The organism is Halobacillus sp. Cin3 (assembly GCF_947311855.1).
Lineage (GTDB): Bacteria > Bacillota > Bacilli > Bacillales > Halobacillaceae > Halobacillus > Halobacillus kuroshimensis.
In genome coordinates this window covers 162,516-181,278 of sequence record NZ_CAMZMV010000001.1, presented here as the reverse complement: position 1 = coordinate 181,278, position 18,763 = coordinate 162,516, and the positions used below count along the sequence as shown (strand labels likewise).

The window sequence follows — 18,763 nt, the reverse complement described above, 5'->3', positions numbered from 1 at the left end:
TCTCCCCTTCACGTTCTTTTTCTCCCTATCTTAGCATATTTCACCCGGAAATGAAGAGTGAGCGTTTGAATTTTGTAAAAAGTCCGATGTGAACAAAAAAAAGAAGACAGGGTCGCTGATCCCCTGTCTTCCTGCTATTCAACCACTCGTACTTCACTTCACGAATGGTTGATGAAATGATTCCATCATGAGGCCCTTCTTTTCATCAACCAAAGGAAGTATGGGGCACCGATGATGGCCACCAGGATTCCTGATGGAATTTCGTTAGGTGCCAAAAGCGTCCGGCTGAATAAATCCGCCGTCACTAGGAGCACGCCTCCAATCAGCATGGTGACCGGCAGCAGCTTCTGATTGGCACTTCCCACCAGCAGCCGGGCCAGGTGCGGGGCGATCAGTCCTACGAAACCGATGGAACCCACAGCCGCCACGCTGGAAGCTGCGAGAAGTGTAGCCATCAATGCCATTTGGAACCTCACATTCACTACACGCAGGCCCAGCCCTTTGGCTGTATCATCCCCAAGACCTAACACATCAAGCGTTTTAATCGAAAATGCAAGGACAGGGACAAGGAGCAGAATCGGCCAGATCAGATACTGGATAAGCTCGTCCCACCCTTTTGCATAGGTTGTTCCGGACAGCCACGTAAGCGCAGATGCTACACCAAGATCAGCCTGCACGACCATGATCTGAATAAGCGCAGACCCGAAAGCAGAAATACCGATGCCGAGCAGAGCAAGCACCGTCGGTTGAAACTCGGCTTTTGCTCCGAGAACCATCACGATGATGAAAAAGACCACCGCTCCGGCCATAGCTCCGACAGGGATCCAGATGGCAGATACACTGAACCAATACATCGTCATAAGCGCCCCTACTCCGGCCCCGGAGGTTATACCGATGACGGACGGGTCTGCGAGTGGATTTCTCAGCACCCCCTGAAAAATGAGGCCGCTCAATGCAAGGACCGCTCCACTGAACAAGGCAACGAGGGCCCGCGGCAGCCTCAAATTTACGATCATGTCCTGCATAAACGTACTGCCTTCCCCGAAGAAAGCCTGAAAACCGACGAGCGGCTCAAATCCGTAGTTCCCTGATACGAGACTGACGCCGACAGTCACCAGGATAATTGCCGCCAGAACAGGAAGCACTTTTCCTAGAGGCATGCTGATGGAGTTCCGGCCAGCCATCACCGCTCCGCTTTCCTGAGAATTGCTGCGCTTCATCCGCAGGACAAGCCAGATGAGCCATGGCGAACCGACAAGCGCCGTGATCGCCCCAACAGGAAGCTCAGAAAAAGAGGGATCGATGATACGGGCGAGAACATCAGCAAGCAGCAGCACATTTCCTCCCCACAAAAAGGAGCCGAGAATAAGCAGCAGATGTGACCTGTAGCCGATCAGCTTCATTAAATGGGGGGCGATCAGACCGACAAATCCAATCGGCCCGACAATGCTGACGGTCACACTCGTGAGCAGCACCGCAGCCAGAATGGTGATGAGCTTCACGTTTCTCACATTCTGACCAAGCGCCGTCGCCACATCATCTCCGAGAGTCAGTGTGTCTAATTTCCCTGAAAAAGCGAGAACAATCAGCACACACACGGCTATAAGCGGAAGCGAAAAGACCACTCCGCCCCAGTCGTTCTGAACGAGAGTCCCTGATCCCCACAGGAAGAGACCACGTGTTTCATTCTCATAGAAGATTTGCAGGACCGATGTCAGGGAGGAAAACAAGAAGGTGACAATCATCCCCGCCAGTACCATACGCACCGGAGTCGCATCTCCACCACCGGATAAAACGTAGACAAAGCCGAATGTCAATATCCCGCCCAGAAAGGCTGTGAGAATGCCATTGCCCACCAATGCAGCCGGCAGAAAAATCGTTGTGACGACAACAGCGAAGTACGTACCGGAGTGAATGCCGAGCGTACTTGATGAAGAAAGCGGGTTTTTCGTGACCGTCTGCAGGATGACACCGGAAACGGCAAGAGCTCCGCCGGCAAGAATCCCCATAACGGCCCGGGGTAATCGAAGCGTCCTAACCGTATGGTGCTCCAAAGTATTCTCCGGACGGAAAAGCGCATCCATCACCGTCGCAAACGGAAGGTCTACGTTTCCTTGATTGATATGTATAAAAGTTAAAAGACACAACAATGCGGCTCCACCCCCGAAGGTGGAGACCGCCATTATTGTGTTCTTCATGGTTGTGTTCATGTGCACACACTCACTTTATTCTTCTTCCAGTGCCGCATTCACGACCTGTTCAGCCAGCACTTCCGCAGACAGCGGTCCACCGAATGTCCAGGCATCCCCCGGCATTTGGTAGGTGCGGTCTTCTTTTACGAAGGCCAGTTCTTCCCAAACCGGGTTGCCGGCCAGCTGGTTTTCGAAGATATTATCTTCTTCCTGTACGATATAGAAGAAGTTCGTGTCCTGATAGTTCTGCAGGGTTTCCACCGTTGTTTCTGTGTACCCGTATACTTCCAGTTCTTCGGATTCATGATCATTCGTCATACCCAGGTTGTTCATCACTTGAGCGGCCATGGAATTGTCCGTAAACAAACGAAGTGTCGGCGTATCCTGCAGGGTGAAGGACTGGCTGAGCACGTAGTTCATGCCCTCTTTGCCAGCTTCCTCTAAACGGGACTGCTGCTCGGAAAACGTATCTTCCATATTGGTAAGAACTTCTTCAGCTTTGTCCTGTTTATCAACGATTTCCGCGACTGTATTGAATTCTTCCTTCATGTTGGCGAACTGATCCTCGGCAGCTTCTTCCGAGTATGGAGCAAACATGACGGTAGGAGCGATTTTCTCAAGTTCTTCTTTGATCGCTTCATGCCGGAACTGGACACCGATGATCAAATCCGGCTCAAGACGGGAGATAGCTTCAAGGTTCGGCTCCTGACGCGTTCCTACATCCTCGACAGAGTCACTGAATGGAATTCCGACGTTCACCCAGTCTCCATAAGCATCCAGATCAGCGACGCCGACAGGTTCCATGCCAAGTGCCTGCAGATCTTCCGCATAGGTCCACTCCAATACGACGACGTTTTCTGGTGTTCCTTCAATCGTCTTTTCTCCTGAAGCATCCTCAATCGTTACAGAACGACTCTCATCAGATGAGGATTCTTCTGTGCTTTCCTCTCCGGAGGACTCCTCCGCTGATTCTCCCTCTTCTCCTCCGCCGCAGGCAGCCAGCAGAACGAGGCCGAGTATAAGTGCAAAAAGCCAAAACTTCTTCATATGTAGCATCCTCTCTTTTATTCAATTCGGAATCCATCATCCAGTTCCCTTTATACCCTTAAATCAACTAAATGATAAAGATTCTCAATCTCATTACATTTCATATGCTACCCCACTCCCCCGTACCTGTCAATGCCGTTTGTCAGGATTTTTTCGGACTCTTCGGTTCTATACCTCCTTTCGTTCGACAAAAAACCTCTCAGCCATCCACCCAGTCATATCCCACCAATCTTTTCCTTGTTTCTTTCTTCACTGCTGCATCATGGCAGATGTACCTTGGACCTCTGCATGGAACAGACAACGTTCCTCTTATGCCGCCCCTGCAAAAGAAACGGATTACAGCCGCCTTCCTAATCCGTATACCTGCGTCGGCCAGCTCAACCCATTCCGAAGTAGAAACGATAGCCTATGTGATAAAGCATGCAGAAGCTGGTGTAGATATAGAATTCCACCTGTTCCCAGATAGCCTGTCACGGGTTTGAAGGGTTTAAGCCGGATGCAGAAGCAACTGTCCGTGCTAAAAAGGTATATACCCTGGCCTTGAAAAAAAGGTAGAACGCACTGACAAGAGTGCAAACGTAAAAGACCGCCCCCGTAGGAGGGCGGTTACGTTTGAAAAATGCGGGACAGCCTCCACAGTCTATGGACCGTTTAGTACAAACCAGCGAGTATAAGCTGCCGTTTCTTTGACGCTGCTCCTCCTGATACGTTATACTGGGATAACTCTTGAAGCTTCGGTACTAATCTTTAAGAGTTCAGGAGTGATACACATGATGAAAATGGAAGTCGGACAGTTGGTTAAAGATCGCTGCACAAGCTGCTTACATCACCAGCTGAAAGTTATTAAAGTCGTACAGAAAAACTTTGACGAAAAAGTAACCTACGTCGTCTGGACACAATGTCCGGAATGTGGAAACAACGACCATTCTCTAATGCCTGCAGAAAGCTGAGTATAAGGGATACCAATAAACCGTGACTGTCATCAGTCACGGTTCTTTTTATTCGACGGAACACGTTAAAAGCTGATTCCCTTCCGGATCGTAAAAGTGACAGCCATAGATGGAACCTCCGAAGGACTCCACATCATCGACTTTGACTCCTTTTGCTTTTAACTCCCGGTACGTCTCTTCAATATTATCCGTTTCCAGAAAAAAAGGGGCATAAGGCAGCGGACGTATCGAATCTGTCTGTGCCTGGAGCAGGACAAGGCCGGTTCCTTCCAAATCAAACGTCAAGTACCCATCTCCTTCTTCCTGAATGTCAAAAGGCAGCACGCGTTTATACCATTCCTTCGTCCGATCAAAATATACCAGATGAATAAAGCATGTATGGATACGATGTTTCATTCGTCTCCCCCTTTATTTTTTACGGCTTACGGCGGAAGGCTTCCCATTCCGAGCGGAGCATCCCCATTTTCACCGCATCGTAATATTCCCCATCAACAAGACGGGCCTGTCTCACTCTGGCTTCCTCAATCATCCCCGTTTTCTCAGCCACCCGGATCATCCTTGTATTCCCTGACCACGTTGACATGCCGAGGCGGTGGATGGATGTATTTTCAAAGATGTATTCGATCCACTTCTCATACGCAAAGGAACCGTACCCTCCGTTCCAATACCGCGAGTCAAAGATAACGATACCAGTCTCCAGCCAGCCGGACTGGCGGTCCAGCCAGTAGGACCCCACATAGCCGATGACGTGGTCGTCCATCCTTAGAACGAGGCCGTCCGGTATTCCTGGAGCAAGCTCTTTCTGCCAGAGCACTTCATATTCATCCAGGTTCATTTTCTTTTCCTCTATATAGGGTGCATTCCATTCCTTCGCTTCCTGTCGCTCCTCAATGAATGACCAGTAGTATAAGTCAGCTATATCTTGTTTCGTTGCTTTAGCGAGATACAAGGTTTCTTCGTTTGTCTGTGTCAAAAAATTACGCTTCCTTTCCATGTCCGTACCATTGTTTAACTTAGGATTGTCTTCTTTCTTATTATTTCAAACTAAACCGCATTGTTCAATAAAAGATCTGTCAAGTTCATGTCCTTGTCGAATTTTGGCTGATAAAATAGATACCCTTTTCTCATCTATTCCTATATAATCCTCTTAGTGTTAAGAAATGGAAGGTGAAGCCTGGAACGATGGAGATTGAGTGACCTGTACAAAAAGTACGAATAAAATGGGCAGAGGAGAAACGAACGAATTGAAAAAAACATGGGGATTGTCAGCAGCACTATTACTTGCAGCCACACTATTCACACCTTCCGCAGAAGCAGCGGTGGATACATCGAAGAAGGAGACAGAGGTTGAAAAACCGAACCTTAATGAAATCCGGCTTCTTGGTACAAATAATGAGGATTGGGGTTTTATCGAAGAAAAGGAACCCAATAATACCTTTACCCAGGCCAATAAGATCTCCACGGATGATCTTGTCACCGGGACATTCACAAACAAAGACAAAGACCTTTATAAGCTGACTATTGACGGCGATGAAGAAGTAAACATCGGCCTTTCTATTCATACAGAGGAAAAAACAAAGATGGATTTGAGCATCACTGTTTACGATGAAAAACAAAAGAAAGTGGAAGTTTTTGATGAACTGACTGATGAATTCGGATACTTCGGAGATTATTACCTGAAGCCAGGCACCTATTACCTGGAGGCTTCCGACCTGAAAAATGTGAACAGCGGGGAAATGTACTACCTTTATTCTTACGTGTATGAAGAAGAGCCTTACATCGAGCGCATCGACGGAAAGGACCGGTATGAAACCTCTGCGTTCATCGCAGCCAGAAGCAGCGGCGGCTACCCGGTCGAACACGTTTTCCTTGCGACAGGACAGGATTTCCCGGACGCTTTGGCCGGATCGCCTTTAGCTTCTATGTATGCGGCTCCGATTCTGTTAACAAAGCAGAACAGCCTTCCTGACATTACGAAATCCACGCTCCAATTGCTGAATGCGAAATCTGTGACCATCCTTGGAGGAACGGGAGCGGTTTCTACACAGGTAGAAAAATCCTTGAAGCAGCTTGGTATTGAAGTCGACCGTATTGCGGGCAAAGACCGGTATGCGACAGCAGCTGCCATCGCTGATGAACTTCCTCCAACAGATGAAGTCATTGTTGCCTACGGCCGTAATTTCCCTGATGCTCTCGCTATGGGACCGGTAGCTTCGATGTACATGATGCCGATTTTATTAACGGAAAAAGACAGTCTTCCCAAAGCGACGGCTGAGGCGCTGAAATCTTATGACACTTCTTTTGTCGTCGGCGGCACAGGTGCAGTCGGTTCAAAAGTGTTCAAGCAGCTTCCTGATCCTGATCGTATATCCGGTAAAAACCGCTACGATACTTCGGTGGCCATTGCTGACTATTTTGACCTTGATCCGTTCCAAGTGACCATCGCTACAGGGGATCACTTCGCTGATGCATTATCAGGCTCTGTCCTTTCTTATGGCACACCTCTTCTGCTCACTCCAAAAACTAAGCTCGATCCAACCGTCAAAGCTTATGTGGAGCAGAATGAAACATTTATGTTCACCATTCTCGGCGGCCCTGGTGCTGTCAGTGAAAAAGTGGAAGACGATATTTGGGATCTGTTTGAATAAACCCTTCCGGTGGATACCATCGGAAAACAAAGCCGCCGTGGATATCCCCGGCGGCTTTTCTGCTTTTTGTCACTAATACTCCATGTATAAATCCTTTCTATCCACCGTATAATAAGGGCGCAAGCCTTTTTTTGAAATAAATTCGAACATTTTGTGTCCAAAATGAGAACTTTCTGTTACAATGTATATATAAAGAAAACGTTTTCAACATCTACAGAATGAAAAGGAGATGAATATCGTGGGTGTCTTAGTCATGTTCCTTCTATTGTCTACCGTTACGCCATTTTTATTCTTACAGTTGAAAAAGCCGGCTCTTGCAGTTGCCCAATCCGTCCTGCTTGTCGGGATGTGGGTGTACTACTTCCAAATCATCCTATACACGGCTCCCGCAGCCTTTTCCGTTACGTGGTCCATGTTTTACGCGGGTCTGATCGGATCACAAATCGCCTGGATCCTGTTCATCATTGCTACGGTTGAACAAAGCCCCGGATATCAGGCAAATCTCGCCAAAGAAAAAGACACGCTCCCTTCCTGATACGTCAGGAAGAGGCGTGTCTTTTTTTTATTGCCCGGGCTGGAGCTTCACAAGCTGAATCATTGCCTGTGTAAACGCCAGTCCGGTCAGAATCATAAATACATAGGTGGGCTGGTAAGAGGAATACAGGACCGCTGTCAGTGAAAATGCTGTTAATGCAATACATAGGATAAACCCAACCAGGTCCTTCCAGGGCCAATGGCTGACCCTGGCTTCTTCCTGATTGATTTCATCTCTCTTTTCCATTCCTTCTCACCCCCGCACGTGTATTTTAGTGACCGCTGTGGTCTCCTTCACTATCATCCATCTCCATGTGTTCTTCGTGCTCTCCCCCGTGATCGCCATGATCGCCGTGGTCAAACCCGAATGACATTGTAAAGAGTGAACCGGCTACAAGGATAGCCGCAAGAGCGAATCCGTGGAACATCATGTTCCATGGAACCGCACCACCACCGCTTTCCTTTTCAGTCATGTGCATGAACATGAACAACTGGACGCCCGCTTGTAGTAACGCGAGAACCATGATGAACACGATCACCCAAGTGACAGGCAGGTCGGATTGAATGGCCGCCCAGGCAGCAAGCAGTGTCATAATGAGGGACAATGCAAAACCGATAACGTGATTCATAGGTACTTTCTTATCTGTTTTTGCCATCTTAGATCACCATCCCTATGAGGTATACGCATGTGAAAATGAAGATCCAGATAACATCAAGGAAGTGCCAGTAAAGACTGATGATAAAGAATTTGCGGCTCGTTACGTTCGTCAGACCGCGTCTTGCAATCTGGATGAGCAGCAGGATGGCCCAGCCGGTACCGAGCGTTACGTGAAGCCCGTGCGTTCCGGCAAGGACGAAGAATCCAGACCAGTAAGCACTGGACGTTAAGCTGGCTCCTTCATGCACATAGTGTACAAACTCGTAAATTTCAAAGCCAAGGAATCCAAAGCCAAGCGCAAGTGTGACGATCATCCACGTCATCAGGCCTTTGACATTCCCTCTGCGCATCTGGTGAATGGCCAGACCGCACGTAAAACTACTTGTTAGAAGCAGGAAGGTCATGACAAGGACAATGCCCGGCTCAAATAGTTCCATTGGTGTCGGCGCATCCGCTGTGCGGCCGTACAACACGGCATACGTCGCAAAAAGTGTCGCAAACAGGACAACTTCTGCGGCAAGGAATATCCAGAAGCCAAGAATGGTCATGCGTCCTTCCTGAGTCCGGTATTCCAATGGTCCGGTTTTCAGTTCTTCAGCAGCCATATCATAACCCCCTTGCTTTTCGCTCAATGCGTTTGATTTCTTCTACAGACACGTAATAGCCGTCATCATAGTCGAAGGAACGGAGAATCATAACAGCGACTCCACCGATCAGACCAAAGATGGCTACAGGCATCCATTCGAACACGAGACCGAAACTTGCAAGACCGAGGAATGCCATCATAATAATCGGCGTTGCTTTGTAGCTCGGCATGTGAATCGGCTTCAGCTGCGATTCGTCATAGGTTGTCTTACCTTCTTCTTTCATGCGTACGTAAGGATCGATTTCATCCACGTAAGGCACGGTAGCGAAGTTGTAGAATGGTACCGGCGTCGTTGTCGCCCATTCGAGCGTACGGCCGTTCCCGTTCCAGGAATCTCCTGTTTTTTCGCGTTCCGCATGACGGAAGCTGTAGTAGACGTTGTAGACAAATACAATGAAACCAAGTCCCATTCCGAATGCTCCAACTGTGGAAATGACGTTCAACGGCAGCCACTCGACGACGTTCGTAATGAACAGGCGGCGCGGCATTCCGTCAAGACCAAGGAAGTACTGCGGGAAGAAGCAGACGTGGAATCCGAAGAAGAAGATCCAGAATGCCCATTTTCCAAGTCGTTCGTTCATCTTGTGACCGAACATCTTCGGATACCAGAATACAAGACCTGCGAAGCAGGCAAAGACTGTACCCGCAATCAGCACATAGTGGAAGTGCGCAACAAGGAAGTACGAGTTATGGAACTGATAGTCCGCTGCGGCCATTCCGAGCATAACCCCCGTAACCCCACCGAGAATGAAACTCGGAATAAAGGCCAAAGACCAAAGCATCGGAACCGTAAACTCGATTTTCGATTTATAGAGTGTCGCAAGCCAGTTAAAGATTTTAACCCCTGTCGGCACTGCGATCAGCATCGTAGATATAGAGAATACAGAGTTAACAAACGCTCCGGCTCCCATTGTAAAGAAGTGGTGCACCCATACAAGGAAACTTAACAGCGCAATGATGATCATTGACCAGACCATCGCATGGTACCCGAACAAACGCTTTTTCGCGAATGTGGCAATGATTTCCGAGAAGATACCGAAAGCCGGAAGGATAACGATATAAACCTCAGGGTGTCCCCACATCCAGAACAAGTTGGCCCACATCATCGGAAGTCCTTCAGCTGTCAGCGTGAAGAAGTGAGCTCCGAAGATACGATCGATCGTAAGAAGTGCAAGCGCAACAGTCAGGATCGGAAACGCAAATACGATAATGAAACATGTCACAAGAGTGGACCATGTAAAGATCGGCATATGGAACAGCTTCATTCCAGGAGCACGCATCTTAAGGATGGTTACCATCAAGTTAATCCCCGTTGCCAGTGTACCAATACCGGATAGTTGAAGACCCATCAGGTAGAAGTTCTGACCCGGTCCCGGGCTTAAGGCAGCACCGGAAAGTGGTGTGTAGCTTGTCCATCCGGCATCTGGTGAACCACCGATGACGAAGGAAATATTGAAGAGCATCGCTCCAATGAAGAAGGACCAGAAACTCATGGCGTTCAACCAAGGAAACGCGAAGTCACGGGCTCCGATCTGCAATGGAACAATAATGTTCATCAATCCGATCAGGAACGGCATCGCCATGAAGATGATCATGACCGTTCCGTGCGTTGTGAAAATTTCGTTATAGTGCTGGGAATCCAGGAATCCCAAATCCGGAAAAGCGAGCTGGACACGCATCATCAGGGCGTCCATACCGCCGCGGAATAACATCAGCAATGCACTGAGAATGTACATGACACCGATTTTTTTGTGGTCAACAGTCGTCAGCCATTCACGCCAGAGCCAGCCCCACTTCTTAAAGTAAGTTAATAGGACAGGAATGGCGATGGATACAAGCGCTATGGATACCATGGCGGCATATATAATCGGCTCACCGGTGACTAATATATCTGTAATGCCCATGTTTTCACCTGCTTTCTTAACGTTCTATTGAAATTCTTCTTGTTTTTCAATTTCATCCAGGTGCAGTTTCTCTTTAAAGAGTTCTGCATAGTTTTCGGCTACAAAGCCCATCCCTTCGTGACTAGCGTGGTCGTAGTACTCCAGGTGTGTGGACGAATATTCATCCTTTTCCGTCAAGCCAGGCTTCAGAAGCTCCTCGTACTGTTCTTTCGAAAGCTCAGGGGCTTCGTTCTGGATGTCACTGACCCAGCTGTTAAAGTCTTCTTCAGGTTCTGCATGAACCTTGAACGTCTGAGCAGCGAATCCTTCGCCGTTGAAGTTAGAGTTACGTCCGTCATAGACGCCTTCTTCGTCAGCTTCCAGGTAAAGAATGTTCATCATTCCCGCCATGTTGTACTTCTGCCCGCCAAGAGCAGGAATCCACAAAGCTGTCATGGAATCCGCGGATGTCAGATGGAATTCGATCGGACGGTCCACCGGAATGTGCAGATAGTTGACTGTCTCAATGTCTTCTTCAGGGTAGCTGAAGAACCATTTCCAGTCGGCTGTTGTTGCATGAATGACAAGCGGCTCCTTGGCCTCTTCCCCTTCTGCAGGCTCTGGAGATTTCTCCAGATCAAACAATGTCGTCACTGTCGGAATCGACAGTAGAATAACGATGATTAACGGAATGACAGTCCAGATAATCTCAATCGTGGTATTGCCGTGCAGATTCGGATCATAATCGCTTTCTTTACGTCCGGGACGATTTTCACGATATTTAATGACCATGAACGCAAAAAGAGCGAATACGACAACGATGATGCCTAACATAAACCAAAGAGAATATTTAATCAGTTCATATTGACTTTCTGCTACAGGCCCCTTGGGATCGAGCACTGTCATCTCAAGCTGCCCACACCCACTAAGGAACAAAATCAATCCAAGTGGAAGCAGCCCTAACCATCTTTTGCGAAGATGCTTAGCTTTCATTAGTTTTCACCCTCCTATCAACCAACCTATATAAGTATGAAACTAAGAATCTATATTGTTCTTATAGATCATAACGCTTGATAAATTATATCAGAAATTACAAAAATGCAAACAACCGTTCACGATTTTGTCAAAGAAGAGTCAAGACATTGTTAATAAATCGACACAAGTTATACGCTTTCAAGGAAATAAAAGGAATTACTAGTCATATTTACATACAAAAAACCTGCATTCCCCTTGAAGAGAAGCAGATTTTGTAAACTGCTGTTAAAAATGTGCCGACTCACTTCGACAGGGGTCCGTCATGATGTATAGAGTAAACAACAGAAACCGTTCCTGATGCCTCCTTTCCTTTCTGTTTGCTGAACTTTCACACTCACGGTCTGGGAATCTATTGCCTTTCTGTCTGCTTCTCAAACTCCTGAACATGTCCTTAAAGCAACTTTGCATCCTTCTACCTATCATCTGATCACATCCTTCGACAATTCTCTACTATTTATCGGCAGATGGAGTAGGTGAACCGCCTTTCTATTCCATTGAAAAAAGAGCCTCTGACCGGAAGCCCCTCTTCCTTTCCAGATGCTCTTTATTGGATCGTCTCCGAGGATTTCACAGCGCTCTCACCAGAATGAGAGTCCTCCGTATCCAGGATGTGTCCGTTATGTACAGCGGCTTCTGCCTCCCCATTGAAAATAGGAAGATACGTAACTGTGACTGGTCCTGCCAGGTCATTCCTTCTTCCTTTCTTCACGAACAAAACCGTGTAGTCCGTTCCATGTGGAGAGGAGACTTCCATTCCTCCTCCGATTGGTATTATGAAGGGATAATTGAGCGGAAACCCTCACGATCGCATACTCTTCCTTCCTTTCCTTCAATCCGAAGATGCTGTAGGTGTGATTCCCCGCACGTACAATCCATACTTTCTCCCCGCTCGTTGTCAGCATAACTTCCACATCACTCTCTGCATGTTCGTCAAGAAAATAGGCTTCCGCCTGCGCGTCGGTGGCAAAAGTTATTTCCTCATCCTTTTCTACCCTCTCCCCTTGACTGCACCCTGACGATAATCCGAAAAAAAGAAAAGCAGGACGACCACCTGTTTCATGCTGCTTTGCCCCCTCCTTTTGTTTTAGTTTCATCTTATCATAGAAGGACAGCCTCCTTTATGACAAACAAAAAAACCGGACCGCAGATGGGTCCGGTCTTTCTTCTTATTCTCCTTCCGGAAGCAGGACAATTTTTCCGAGCTTTCCAGCTTCTTTAAAGAATTGCTGGGCTTCCCTCGCCCCCGTAAGCGGAAAGGTGCGTTCAATGACGGGTTTTAATTTACCTTCTGATATAGCTTTCAGCATCTTCTTGAATTCCTCTCTTGTTCCGAGCACAGAGCCATACATCGTAATGTGTTTCAAATAAAGCGTACGGAAATCGAGCTCTGTCTTTTGACCGCCTGCAGAACCGGATGTGCAGAAGCGTCCGCCTTTTTTCAACACTTGAAGGGAAGTCGAGAATAAAGCATCTCCGACCACATCAAGCACAGCATCAATCGGACCGCCGGCGGCTTCAAGAATATCTTTATCGAGGTTATCAGATTTATAGGAAACGACATGAGAAGCACCCAGTTCTTTCAACTGCTCTGCTTTATCAAGATTTCCCACAACAGCGATCACCTCTGCTCCAAATACCTGAGAAGAAATCTGGACATTCAAAGATCCAACGCCGCCATTGGCTCCCGTCACCATCACTTTTTCACCAGGCTTAATTTGAATCTGTTCAACCATATGCCATGCAGTTAATCCACTGACGGAGAAGACCGCACTCTCCGTGAAATCCTCCAACGGCATCGGCATACAAAGTTCAGCCGGCCAGACGACATACTCGGCATATCCCCCGTCATATTCTGAGCCTATAAAGGACATATCCTCTGAGATGTGCTCCAGTCCTTCTTCTCCGCTCGATGTGAACGGGAATAACACGACATTCTCTCCCTCAAGGGAAGGTTCCACCCGATCACCCGTTTTTACAACCGTACCCGTAATGTCCGATCCTGGAGTCCTCGGAAACTGAACACCTTCCGGGCGCCAGCCGGATTGGCTGCCCTGTCCGTATGCCCCTTCCCTCATCCAGATTTCCGTGTTGTTAATGGCACACGCTTCCACCTTAATAAGAACTTCACCAGATTTCGGTTCTGGAACAGGCACCTCTTTTTCTTCAAGCATTTCGATACCACCATAACCTGTGACCTGCATGGCTTTCATTTATGAATGACCTCCTTCAACTCTTTTCTTCTCTATGTACAGGATAAGCAATCTGAAAAAAATTATCCAGTTAAACCGTTCGGTATACATAAATAAGAGCAGGAAGAACTATAAAAATTCCTGCTCTATCCATTACCGCCTATATTTCAGACCGTACAGGCGGACCGTACTCTTTCAGTGATCCATTTCGCAGATCATGCGTGTGGCTGTACAACATTTCATCTATCATCAACAATTCCTCCCGGGAAAGCTGAAAGTCATCCACCTCTTCCACTCTTTCCAGATGGGACGGTTTCCGCGCCCCCCACAAGGCTACATCGGTACCAGGCTTATGATCCAGCAGCCACCGGACTGCTAATGAAATGAGGCTGTGGCCGCGTTTAGATGCGAATTCCTCTAAGGATTCTACAGCTTCAATCAACTGTGGAAAACGTCCCCCTTGAAAGAGCTCAATATGACTCCTTAGGTCACTTTGCGGAAAAGAAGCATTTTTATCAAACTTCCCTGTCAGCATACCATGAGCAAGCGATCCCCAGGAAAGGGTGGCGATTTCATGATTGTGACTGTATTCGAACCAGTCAATGAGATAGCGCTGCAGCAGATTCAAATGCATCTGGGCGGTATGGATGGGAGCGTAATTCTGCCACTCGTCCATCTGCTCCGGACTAAAATTGCACACACCAATCGCTCTGATATGGCCGGATTCATAAAACGACCGCATCTTTTCTGCCGTTTCTTTGATAGGAAAATCCGGGTCCGGCCAGTGGACCTGATAAATATCAAGATAATCCGTCTGCAGCCTCTTCATGCTGTTTTCAAGTTCCTTCTCCAGTTGATCCGGCCGGCTGTCCCGCCAGCTGCTTTCCCTCGTCCAATCCACCCCGCCTTTCGCAGCAAGGACCAGTTCATCTCTCGGAACGTGTGAACAGGCGATGGCTTTTCCTACAAGCTCCTCGGCCAACCCTTTCCCATAAGCAGGTGCCGTATCTATCGTCGTGATACCCTTACTCAAAGCGGCCTGGATCGTCTGGATGGATTCGTCCTCGTTCGTCCCGCCCCATCCTGTGCCGCCGATGGCCCATGTTCCAAGAGCAATGCGGGTAGCTTCCACTTCACTGCGGCCAAGCTTCACTTTTTTCATAAGTGAGCCCCCTTCCTTTTTATGGGAACCATTAACCCATCTGTCTCTCTTCCAAACATGGAAACTCTTATAAAACAAAAAAACTTCTGATCTTATCAGAAGTTTTCAAGCTTTTTTAAACGTATAGCTGCCCGCGTGTTGTATTTATGGTCACATTCCGCTCATACGAGAATGCAGGCTGCGGATACGGACTCAGACTACCTTGGACGGGAAGAACACGGAGTACCTCTACAACTGTAAACGTTTAGTCTCATCAGCAGCTTTAAGCGTTAATTTTCAAGTTTTCCAGTGTCAGGAAATAGTTGAGGACAAACTGGCGCACTTCCCATTCAGGAATTGTATTTCTTCCGTCTGTAAATCCACCTTCTTCATAGGAAAAATTTCCGAATGACAGGCGTTCCCCGGATATCAGTTCGAGCATCACTTGATTCGTTTTCTCCATATACTGCATCACCATCACCCTTTCTACTAGAAGGATAGACAGAATGATAGCTTTTTATACATGGACAATCCTATGAATCAATCATGGAGCTTTTCTTCTGCAAGAACGACTCCGTCTTCATCCACGTACGCATAATCCCCCGGATGCCAGACAACGTTTCCAAAAGTTAAAGGAATACTCTCCTCTCCCTTCCCTTCCTTTTTGCTTTTCAACGGAAAAGTCCCGAGAGCAAGAACGCCGACGTCTGTGTCCGCCACTTCAAGCGAATCCCTTATGTACCCGTGGATAATGACACCAGCAAGGTTCCTCTTCTCAGTGATAGCGGCTAGATTCCCTCCCATAAGGGCGCAGTTCTGCGAGCCCATGCCGTCGACGACCAATACATTTCCTGGAGGGATGGTTTCAAGCGCCTTTCTCACGAGCACATTGTCATCCTTCACCTGGACGGTTGATATAGGACCGTGAAAGCTTTTTACTCCACCAAAGCTTTTTAATCCAGGGGAGGCTATACGAAGCTTGTCCGGATAGTCATCACATAAATCTGCTGTCTTCACTTCCATTGATTTCCCTCCTTCAAAAGAGAATTTTAGAAAACTCCTATACAAACCATTCGCCCCTTCACCTCTATTATCCTTCTCTACCCTAGACAACCAAAAAAAACAGGCACGGAAATTCCATGCCTGCTTTTCTACTATATTAATAGAGTTTACCAAGAGCTTCTTTATCGAACGGCTTCAGTTCATCGGAACGACCTTCTTCCACCTTCTTCACCCATGCCGGGTCATGAAGCAGGGAACGACCGATCGCTACAAGATCGAATTCATCGTTCTTCAGTTTCTCCATCAATCCATCAAGGCTTGATGTTTCTGTGCTGGTGAAGGATGTGAACACACCATCAAGTCCGACAGAACCGACGGAAATGACCGGTTTGCCTGTGATTTTCTTCGTCCATCCAGCAAGGTTCAAGTCAGAGCCTTCAAATTCCGGCTCCCAGAAACGGCGGGTGGAGCAGTGGAAAATATCCACGCCGGCTTCAACGAGAGGGTTCAGGAACTGCTCCAGCTCCTCCGATGTTTCAACAAGTTTCGCTTGAAAATCATTCATCTTCCATTGGGAGAAACGGAAAATGATCGGGAAATCCGGACCAACTTCACGGCGGCAGGCTTCCACGATTTCCACCGCGAACTGTGTACGCCCCACAAGATCTCCACCGAAGCGGTCTGAACGTTTATTGGTCTGCTCCCAGAAAAACTGGTCAATCAAATAGCCGTGGGCGCCGTGGATTTCAATCGCATCGAAGCCGATACGTTTCGCGTGGCCGGCAGCGGCCGCATAGGCTTCTACAAGATCTTCCACTTCTTCAGTTGTGAGCGGTTCGTTGATTTTCTCACCATCCAGGTTCAGACCGGACGGACCGACTGCAGCGGCTTCCGGATTTGGGAGGTCGCCTTCATTCCGGGTCATGCCCACATGCCAGAGCTGCGGCGCGATTTTACCACCGGCCTCGTGCACTTCCTTCACGACATTTTCCCATCCTTGCAGCGCTTCTTCGCCGTAGAAAAGAGGAATGTTTTCTCCTGATACAGAAGCCGGGTGACCGATCCCTGTACCTTCTGTGACAATCAAACCGACATGGTTTTCCGCACGGCGGCGGTAATAGGCGGCGACTTCCTCATTCGGTACACCGCCCGGGGAAAAACCGCGTGTCATCGGCGCCATTACGGTCCGGTTTGCAAGTTCAAGCTGATCACTATTGAATTTTTCAAATAATGGTTGTACAGATGTTGGAACATTGTTTGTCATTATCTTTCCTCCTCCTTTTTCTCTGCTAGTAATTATTGCAGAGGAAAAGGACAAACAAAAGCGATACGTTTTGAGACCGGTAAACATGAGACGATGGACTCACCTTACTACTTCATAAACCATTGGGACGACTTCCGCTGAAATAACAGCACAAAGCCCCCGATGACAAGGAGCGTCTCCATAACATATAACCAAAAGAAAAAAGGGGCGGAATCGAACCACGTAACGGTCTCCCCCATACTGCTGATTAAACTGAAGGTAAACAATCCGAGATGAGTGATTCTGGCCCACTCCCTCCCGCGGTAGATCTTCCAAAGCAGAAACAGGCTGAATAATAGAAACAGCAGGAATCCCCCGATCAGCAAAGGTATGTAAACCTCTCCAAGTCCAGCTGAATCCAGGCCTGTTACTCCACGAATCATGGATAAGAGGAGAGCGGTGCCTAACAGAAGCACGCCACGCACGACTCCTTTAGGTGGTTGGTTCGTTCGTTTTTGTTTTTCCACTGTATGTCCTCCTTTCATACTTACAATGAAAAAAGGACCCTGATGGTACCAAGGTCCTTTGCTTTTCAATCGCATTCATGATGACTGTGTCGAATGGACACCAAGATAGGAAAGGGCTTCTTTCACATCCGCCATGGCCGGAATTTCCGATAAGTCCATGTGCATGTGAGCGGCTTCTATGGCCATTCCGGGGCGCAGTCCTGTAACAATCGTTTTGACACCGAGAAGCGAAAGCACGCGGTTGATTTTAAACAATGAATCGATGACAACACGATCGAACGTATAAATTCCGGAAAAATCAATGATTAAATGATTCAGTTTCTGCTTCTGCACCTTCTCAGGAATGACGGCCAGAATCTGCCCGGCTTTTTCCTGATCGATTTTCCCTGTCAGGGGAAGCACAGCTGTCTCATTCATTATCGGTACGATGGTGGCGGATAATTCGTTGATCTCCTTCACGACGGCCTGATGCTTTTCCTCGATAGCCTTTTTTTCGGTAATATCACGGATATAGGATTGAATGGCTCTGCGATCTCCCATTTTGACAGGGTGGCAGTATAATTCGACAGGCACAGGCGTTCCGTCCATCCGGTACACCGTCTCCTCAATCACATCCGCTAATTTTCTCATAAGCCGAAAGAATCCGGTTCTGAATGGCCCCTTTGGACGTTTCCTGGAATATATCCAGCGGACTGCTTCCCGTTACTTCCTCTTTCGTCGTTTGAAACAGCTTTTCAGCTGCCTTATTTATGTAGATAATCTTGTAATCTGTGTGAATGATCAAAGGGTCGAGCGAATACTCCATCACTTCTTTGTAATCCACATCAACGATGCTTTCAACCATGTTTCGTCCTCCTTGCAGTCAGACAGGGTCCTGTCTGTCGATCCAACCAGATGAAAATGGGAGGTCTCTATGATGCTGCTTTTCATATATTCTAACATGTCTTCAGACTAGCGTCTTTCAAACAAAATCTTATATTTTCTGACAAATTCAGTTTACTATAAAATGGAAGTGGCAGATAGAGAAAGAACCATACTTTATTCAAACAGTGACGATATATGGAATTA

At 47.6% G+C, this 18,763-nt stretch carries 21 protein-coding genes and 1 pseudogene; 4 read left to right on the top strand and 18 right to left on the bottom strand.

Annotated elements, in window-relative coordinates; genetic code table 11:
- Nucleotides 1-185: 185 nt before the first annotated feature.
- Both QMA39_RS00995 and QMA39_RS00990 read right to left on the bottom strand, forming a co-directional pair.
- On the bottom strand, nt 186-2,210 hold the full coding sequence (locus QMA39_RS00995; RefSeq protein WP_281657745.1) for an iron ABC transporter permease: 2,025 nt from the start codon (nt 2,208-2,210) through the stop codon (nt 186-188).
- 15 nt (nt 2,211-2,225) lie between these two features.
- A complete protein-coding gene (locus tag QMA39_RS00990) occupies nt 2,226-3,239 on the bottom strand; it encodes an iron-siderophore ABC transporter substrate-binding protein (RefSeq protein ID WP_281657744.1) in 1,014 nt (337 codons plus the stop codon).
- A gap of 257 nt (nt 3,240-3,496) precedes the next feature.
- Between QMA39_RS00990 and QMA39_RS00985 the strand changes: the two are divergent.
- Together QMA39_RS00985 and QMA39_RS00980 are read left to right on the top strand one after the other, a co-directional pair.
- Nucleotides 3,497-3,794: pseudogene (locus QMA39_RS00985) on the top strand (alpha/beta hydrolase fold domain-containing protein); the annotation flags it as partial.
- A gap of 215 nt (nt 3,795-4,009) precedes the next feature.
- A complete protein-coding gene (locus QMA39_RS00980) occupies nt 4,010-4,189 on the top strand; it encodes a hypothetical protein (protein ID WP_206932036.1) in 180 nt (59 codons plus the stop codon).
- Between the two features lie 48 nt (nt 4,190-4,237).
- On the opposite strand, the gene QMA39_RS00975 is transcribed toward QMA39_RS00980, so the two are convergent.
- Entirely contained in the window at nt 4,238-4,585 is a 348-nt protein-coding gene (locus QMA39_RS00975) for a VOC family protein (protein WP_281657743.1), read from the bottom strand.
- 19 nt (nt 4,586-4,604) lie between these two features.
- A complete protein-coding gene (locus tag QMA39_RS00970) occupies nt 4,605-5,162 on the bottom strand; it encodes a GNAT family protein (RefSeq protein WP_027953751.1) in 558 nt (185 codons plus the stop codon).
- Between the two features lie 271 nt (nt 5,163-5,433).
- Between QMA39_RS00970 and QMA39_RS00965 the strand changes: the two genes are divergently transcribed.
- Nucleotides 5,434-6,837 (top strand): cell wall-binding repeat-containing protein, encoded by a 1,404-nt coding sequence (locus tag QMA39_RS00965; protein ID WP_281657742.1) that lies wholly within the window; start codon nt 5,434-5,436, stop codon nt 6,835-6,837.
- Nucleotides 6,838-7,075: 238 nt separating this feature from the next.
- Nucleotides 7,076-7,372, top strand: coding sequence for a hypothetical protein (locus QMA39_RS00960; protein ID WP_027953750.1), 297 nt, complete (start codon nt 7,076-7,078; stop codon nt 7,370-7,372).
- A 27-nt stretch (nt 7,373-7,399) separates the two neighbouring features.
- Here the strand turns inward: QMA39_RS00960 and QMA39_RS00955 are convergent, their stop codons facing one another.
- The 14 genes from QMA39_RS00955 to QMA39_RS00890 all read right to left on the bottom strand — a co-directional run bounded on the left by QMA39_RS00955 (nt 7,400) and on the right by QMA39_RS00890 (nt 18,539).
- On the bottom strand, nt 7,400-7,618 hold the full coding sequence (locus tag QMA39_RS00955; protein ID WP_027953749.1) for a hypothetical protein: 219 nt from the start codon (nt 7,616-7,618) through the stop codon (nt 7,400-7,402).
- 25 nt (nt 7,619-7,643) lie between these two features.
- The gene (qoxD, locus tag QMA39_RS00950; protein WP_027953748.1) at nt 7,644-8,027 is read right to left on the bottom strand and encodes a cytochrome aa3 quinol oxidase subunit IV; all 384 of its coding nucleotides are present in this window, start codon (nt 8,025-8,027) and stop codon (nt 7,644-7,646) included.
- 1 nt (nt 8,028) lies between these two features.
- Nucleotides 8,029-8,634 (bottom strand): cytochrome aa3 quinol oxidase subunit III, encoded by a 606-nt coding sequence (gene qoxC / locus QMA39_RS00945; protein ID WP_027953747.1) that lies wholly within the window; start codon nt 8,632-8,634, stop codon nt 8,029-8,031.
- Nucleotide 8,635: 1 nt separating this feature from the next.
- Nucleotides 8,636-10,579, bottom strand: a complete 1,944-nt coding sequence (qoxB, locus tag QMA39_RS00940) for a cytochrome aa3 quinol oxidase subunit I (RefSeq protein ID WP_027953746.1) — start codon at nt 10,577-10,579, stop codon at nt 8,636-8,638.
- A gap of 24 nt (nt 10,580-10,603) precedes the next feature.
- Nucleotides 10,604-11,551 (bottom strand): cytochrome aa3 quinol oxidase subunit II, encoded by a 948-nt coding sequence (qoxA, locus tag QMA39_RS00935; RefSeq protein WP_206932028.1) that lies wholly within the window; start codon nt 11,549-11,551, stop codon nt 10,604-10,606.
- A gap of 728 nt (nt 11,552-12,279) precedes the next feature.
- Nucleotides 12,280-12,687 (bottom strand): hypothetical protein, encoded by a 408-nt coding sequence (locus QMA39_RS00930; RefSeq protein ID WP_281657741.1) that lies wholly within the window; start codon nt 12,685-12,687, stop codon nt 12,280-12,282.
- Between the two features lie 72 nt (nt 12,688-12,759).
- The gene (locus QMA39_RS00925; protein WP_281657740.1) at nt 12,760-13,803 is read right to left on the bottom strand and encodes a zinc-binding dehydrogenase; all 1,044 of its coding nucleotides are present in this window, start codon (nt 13,801-13,803) and stop codon (nt 12,760-12,762) included.
- 139 nt (nt 13,804-13,942) lie between these two features.
- The gene (locus QMA39_RS00920; RefSeq protein WP_281657739.1) at nt 13,943-14,944 is read right to left on the bottom strand and encodes an aldo/keto reductase; all 1,002 of its coding nucleotides are present in this window, start codon (nt 14,942-14,944) and stop codon (nt 13,943-13,945) included.
- Between the two features lie 262 nt (nt 14,945-15,206).
- On the bottom strand, nt 15,207-15,395 hold the full coding sequence (locus QMA39_RS00915; protein WP_027953742.1) for a hypothetical protein: 189 nt from the start codon (nt 15,393-15,395) through the stop codon (nt 15,207-15,209).
- Nucleotides 15,396-15,463: 68 nt separating this feature from the next.
- Nucleotides 15,464-15,946 (bottom strand): ribonuclease E activity regulator RraA, encoded by a 483-nt coding sequence (gene rraA, locus QMA39_RS00910; RefSeq protein WP_281657738.1) that lies wholly within the window; start codon nt 15,944-15,946, stop codon nt 15,464-15,466.
- 136 nt (nt 15,947-16,082) lie between these two features.
- A complete protein-coding gene (locus QMA39_RS00905) occupies nt 16,083-17,189 on the bottom strand; it encodes an NADH:flavin oxidoreductase (protein WP_281657737.1) in 1,107 nt (368 codons plus the stop codon).
- 107 nt (nt 17,190-17,296) lie between these two features.
- Nucleotides 17,297-17,695, bottom strand: coding sequence for a hypothetical protein (locus QMA39_RS00900; RefSeq protein WP_281657736.1), 399 nt, complete (start codon nt 17,693-17,695; stop codon nt 17,297-17,299).
- A 75-nt stretch (nt 17,696-17,770) separates the two neighbouring features.
- Nucleotides 17,771-18,325: an STAS domain-containing protein gene (locus QMA39_RS00895; protein WP_281657735.1), complete on the bottom strand. Its 555-nt coding sequence runs from the start codon at nt 18,323-18,325 to the stop codon at nt 17,771-17,773.
- Nucleotides 18,300-18,539: a PAS domain S-box protein gene (locus QMA39_RS00890; protein WP_281657734.1), complete on the bottom strand. Its 240-nt coding sequence runs from the start codon at nt 18,537-18,539 to the stop codon at nt 18,300-18,302. Before QMA39_RS00890 ends, QMA39_RS00895 begins: the two co-directional genes overlap by 26 nt.
- Nucleotides 18,540-18,763: the final 224 nt, after the last annotated feature.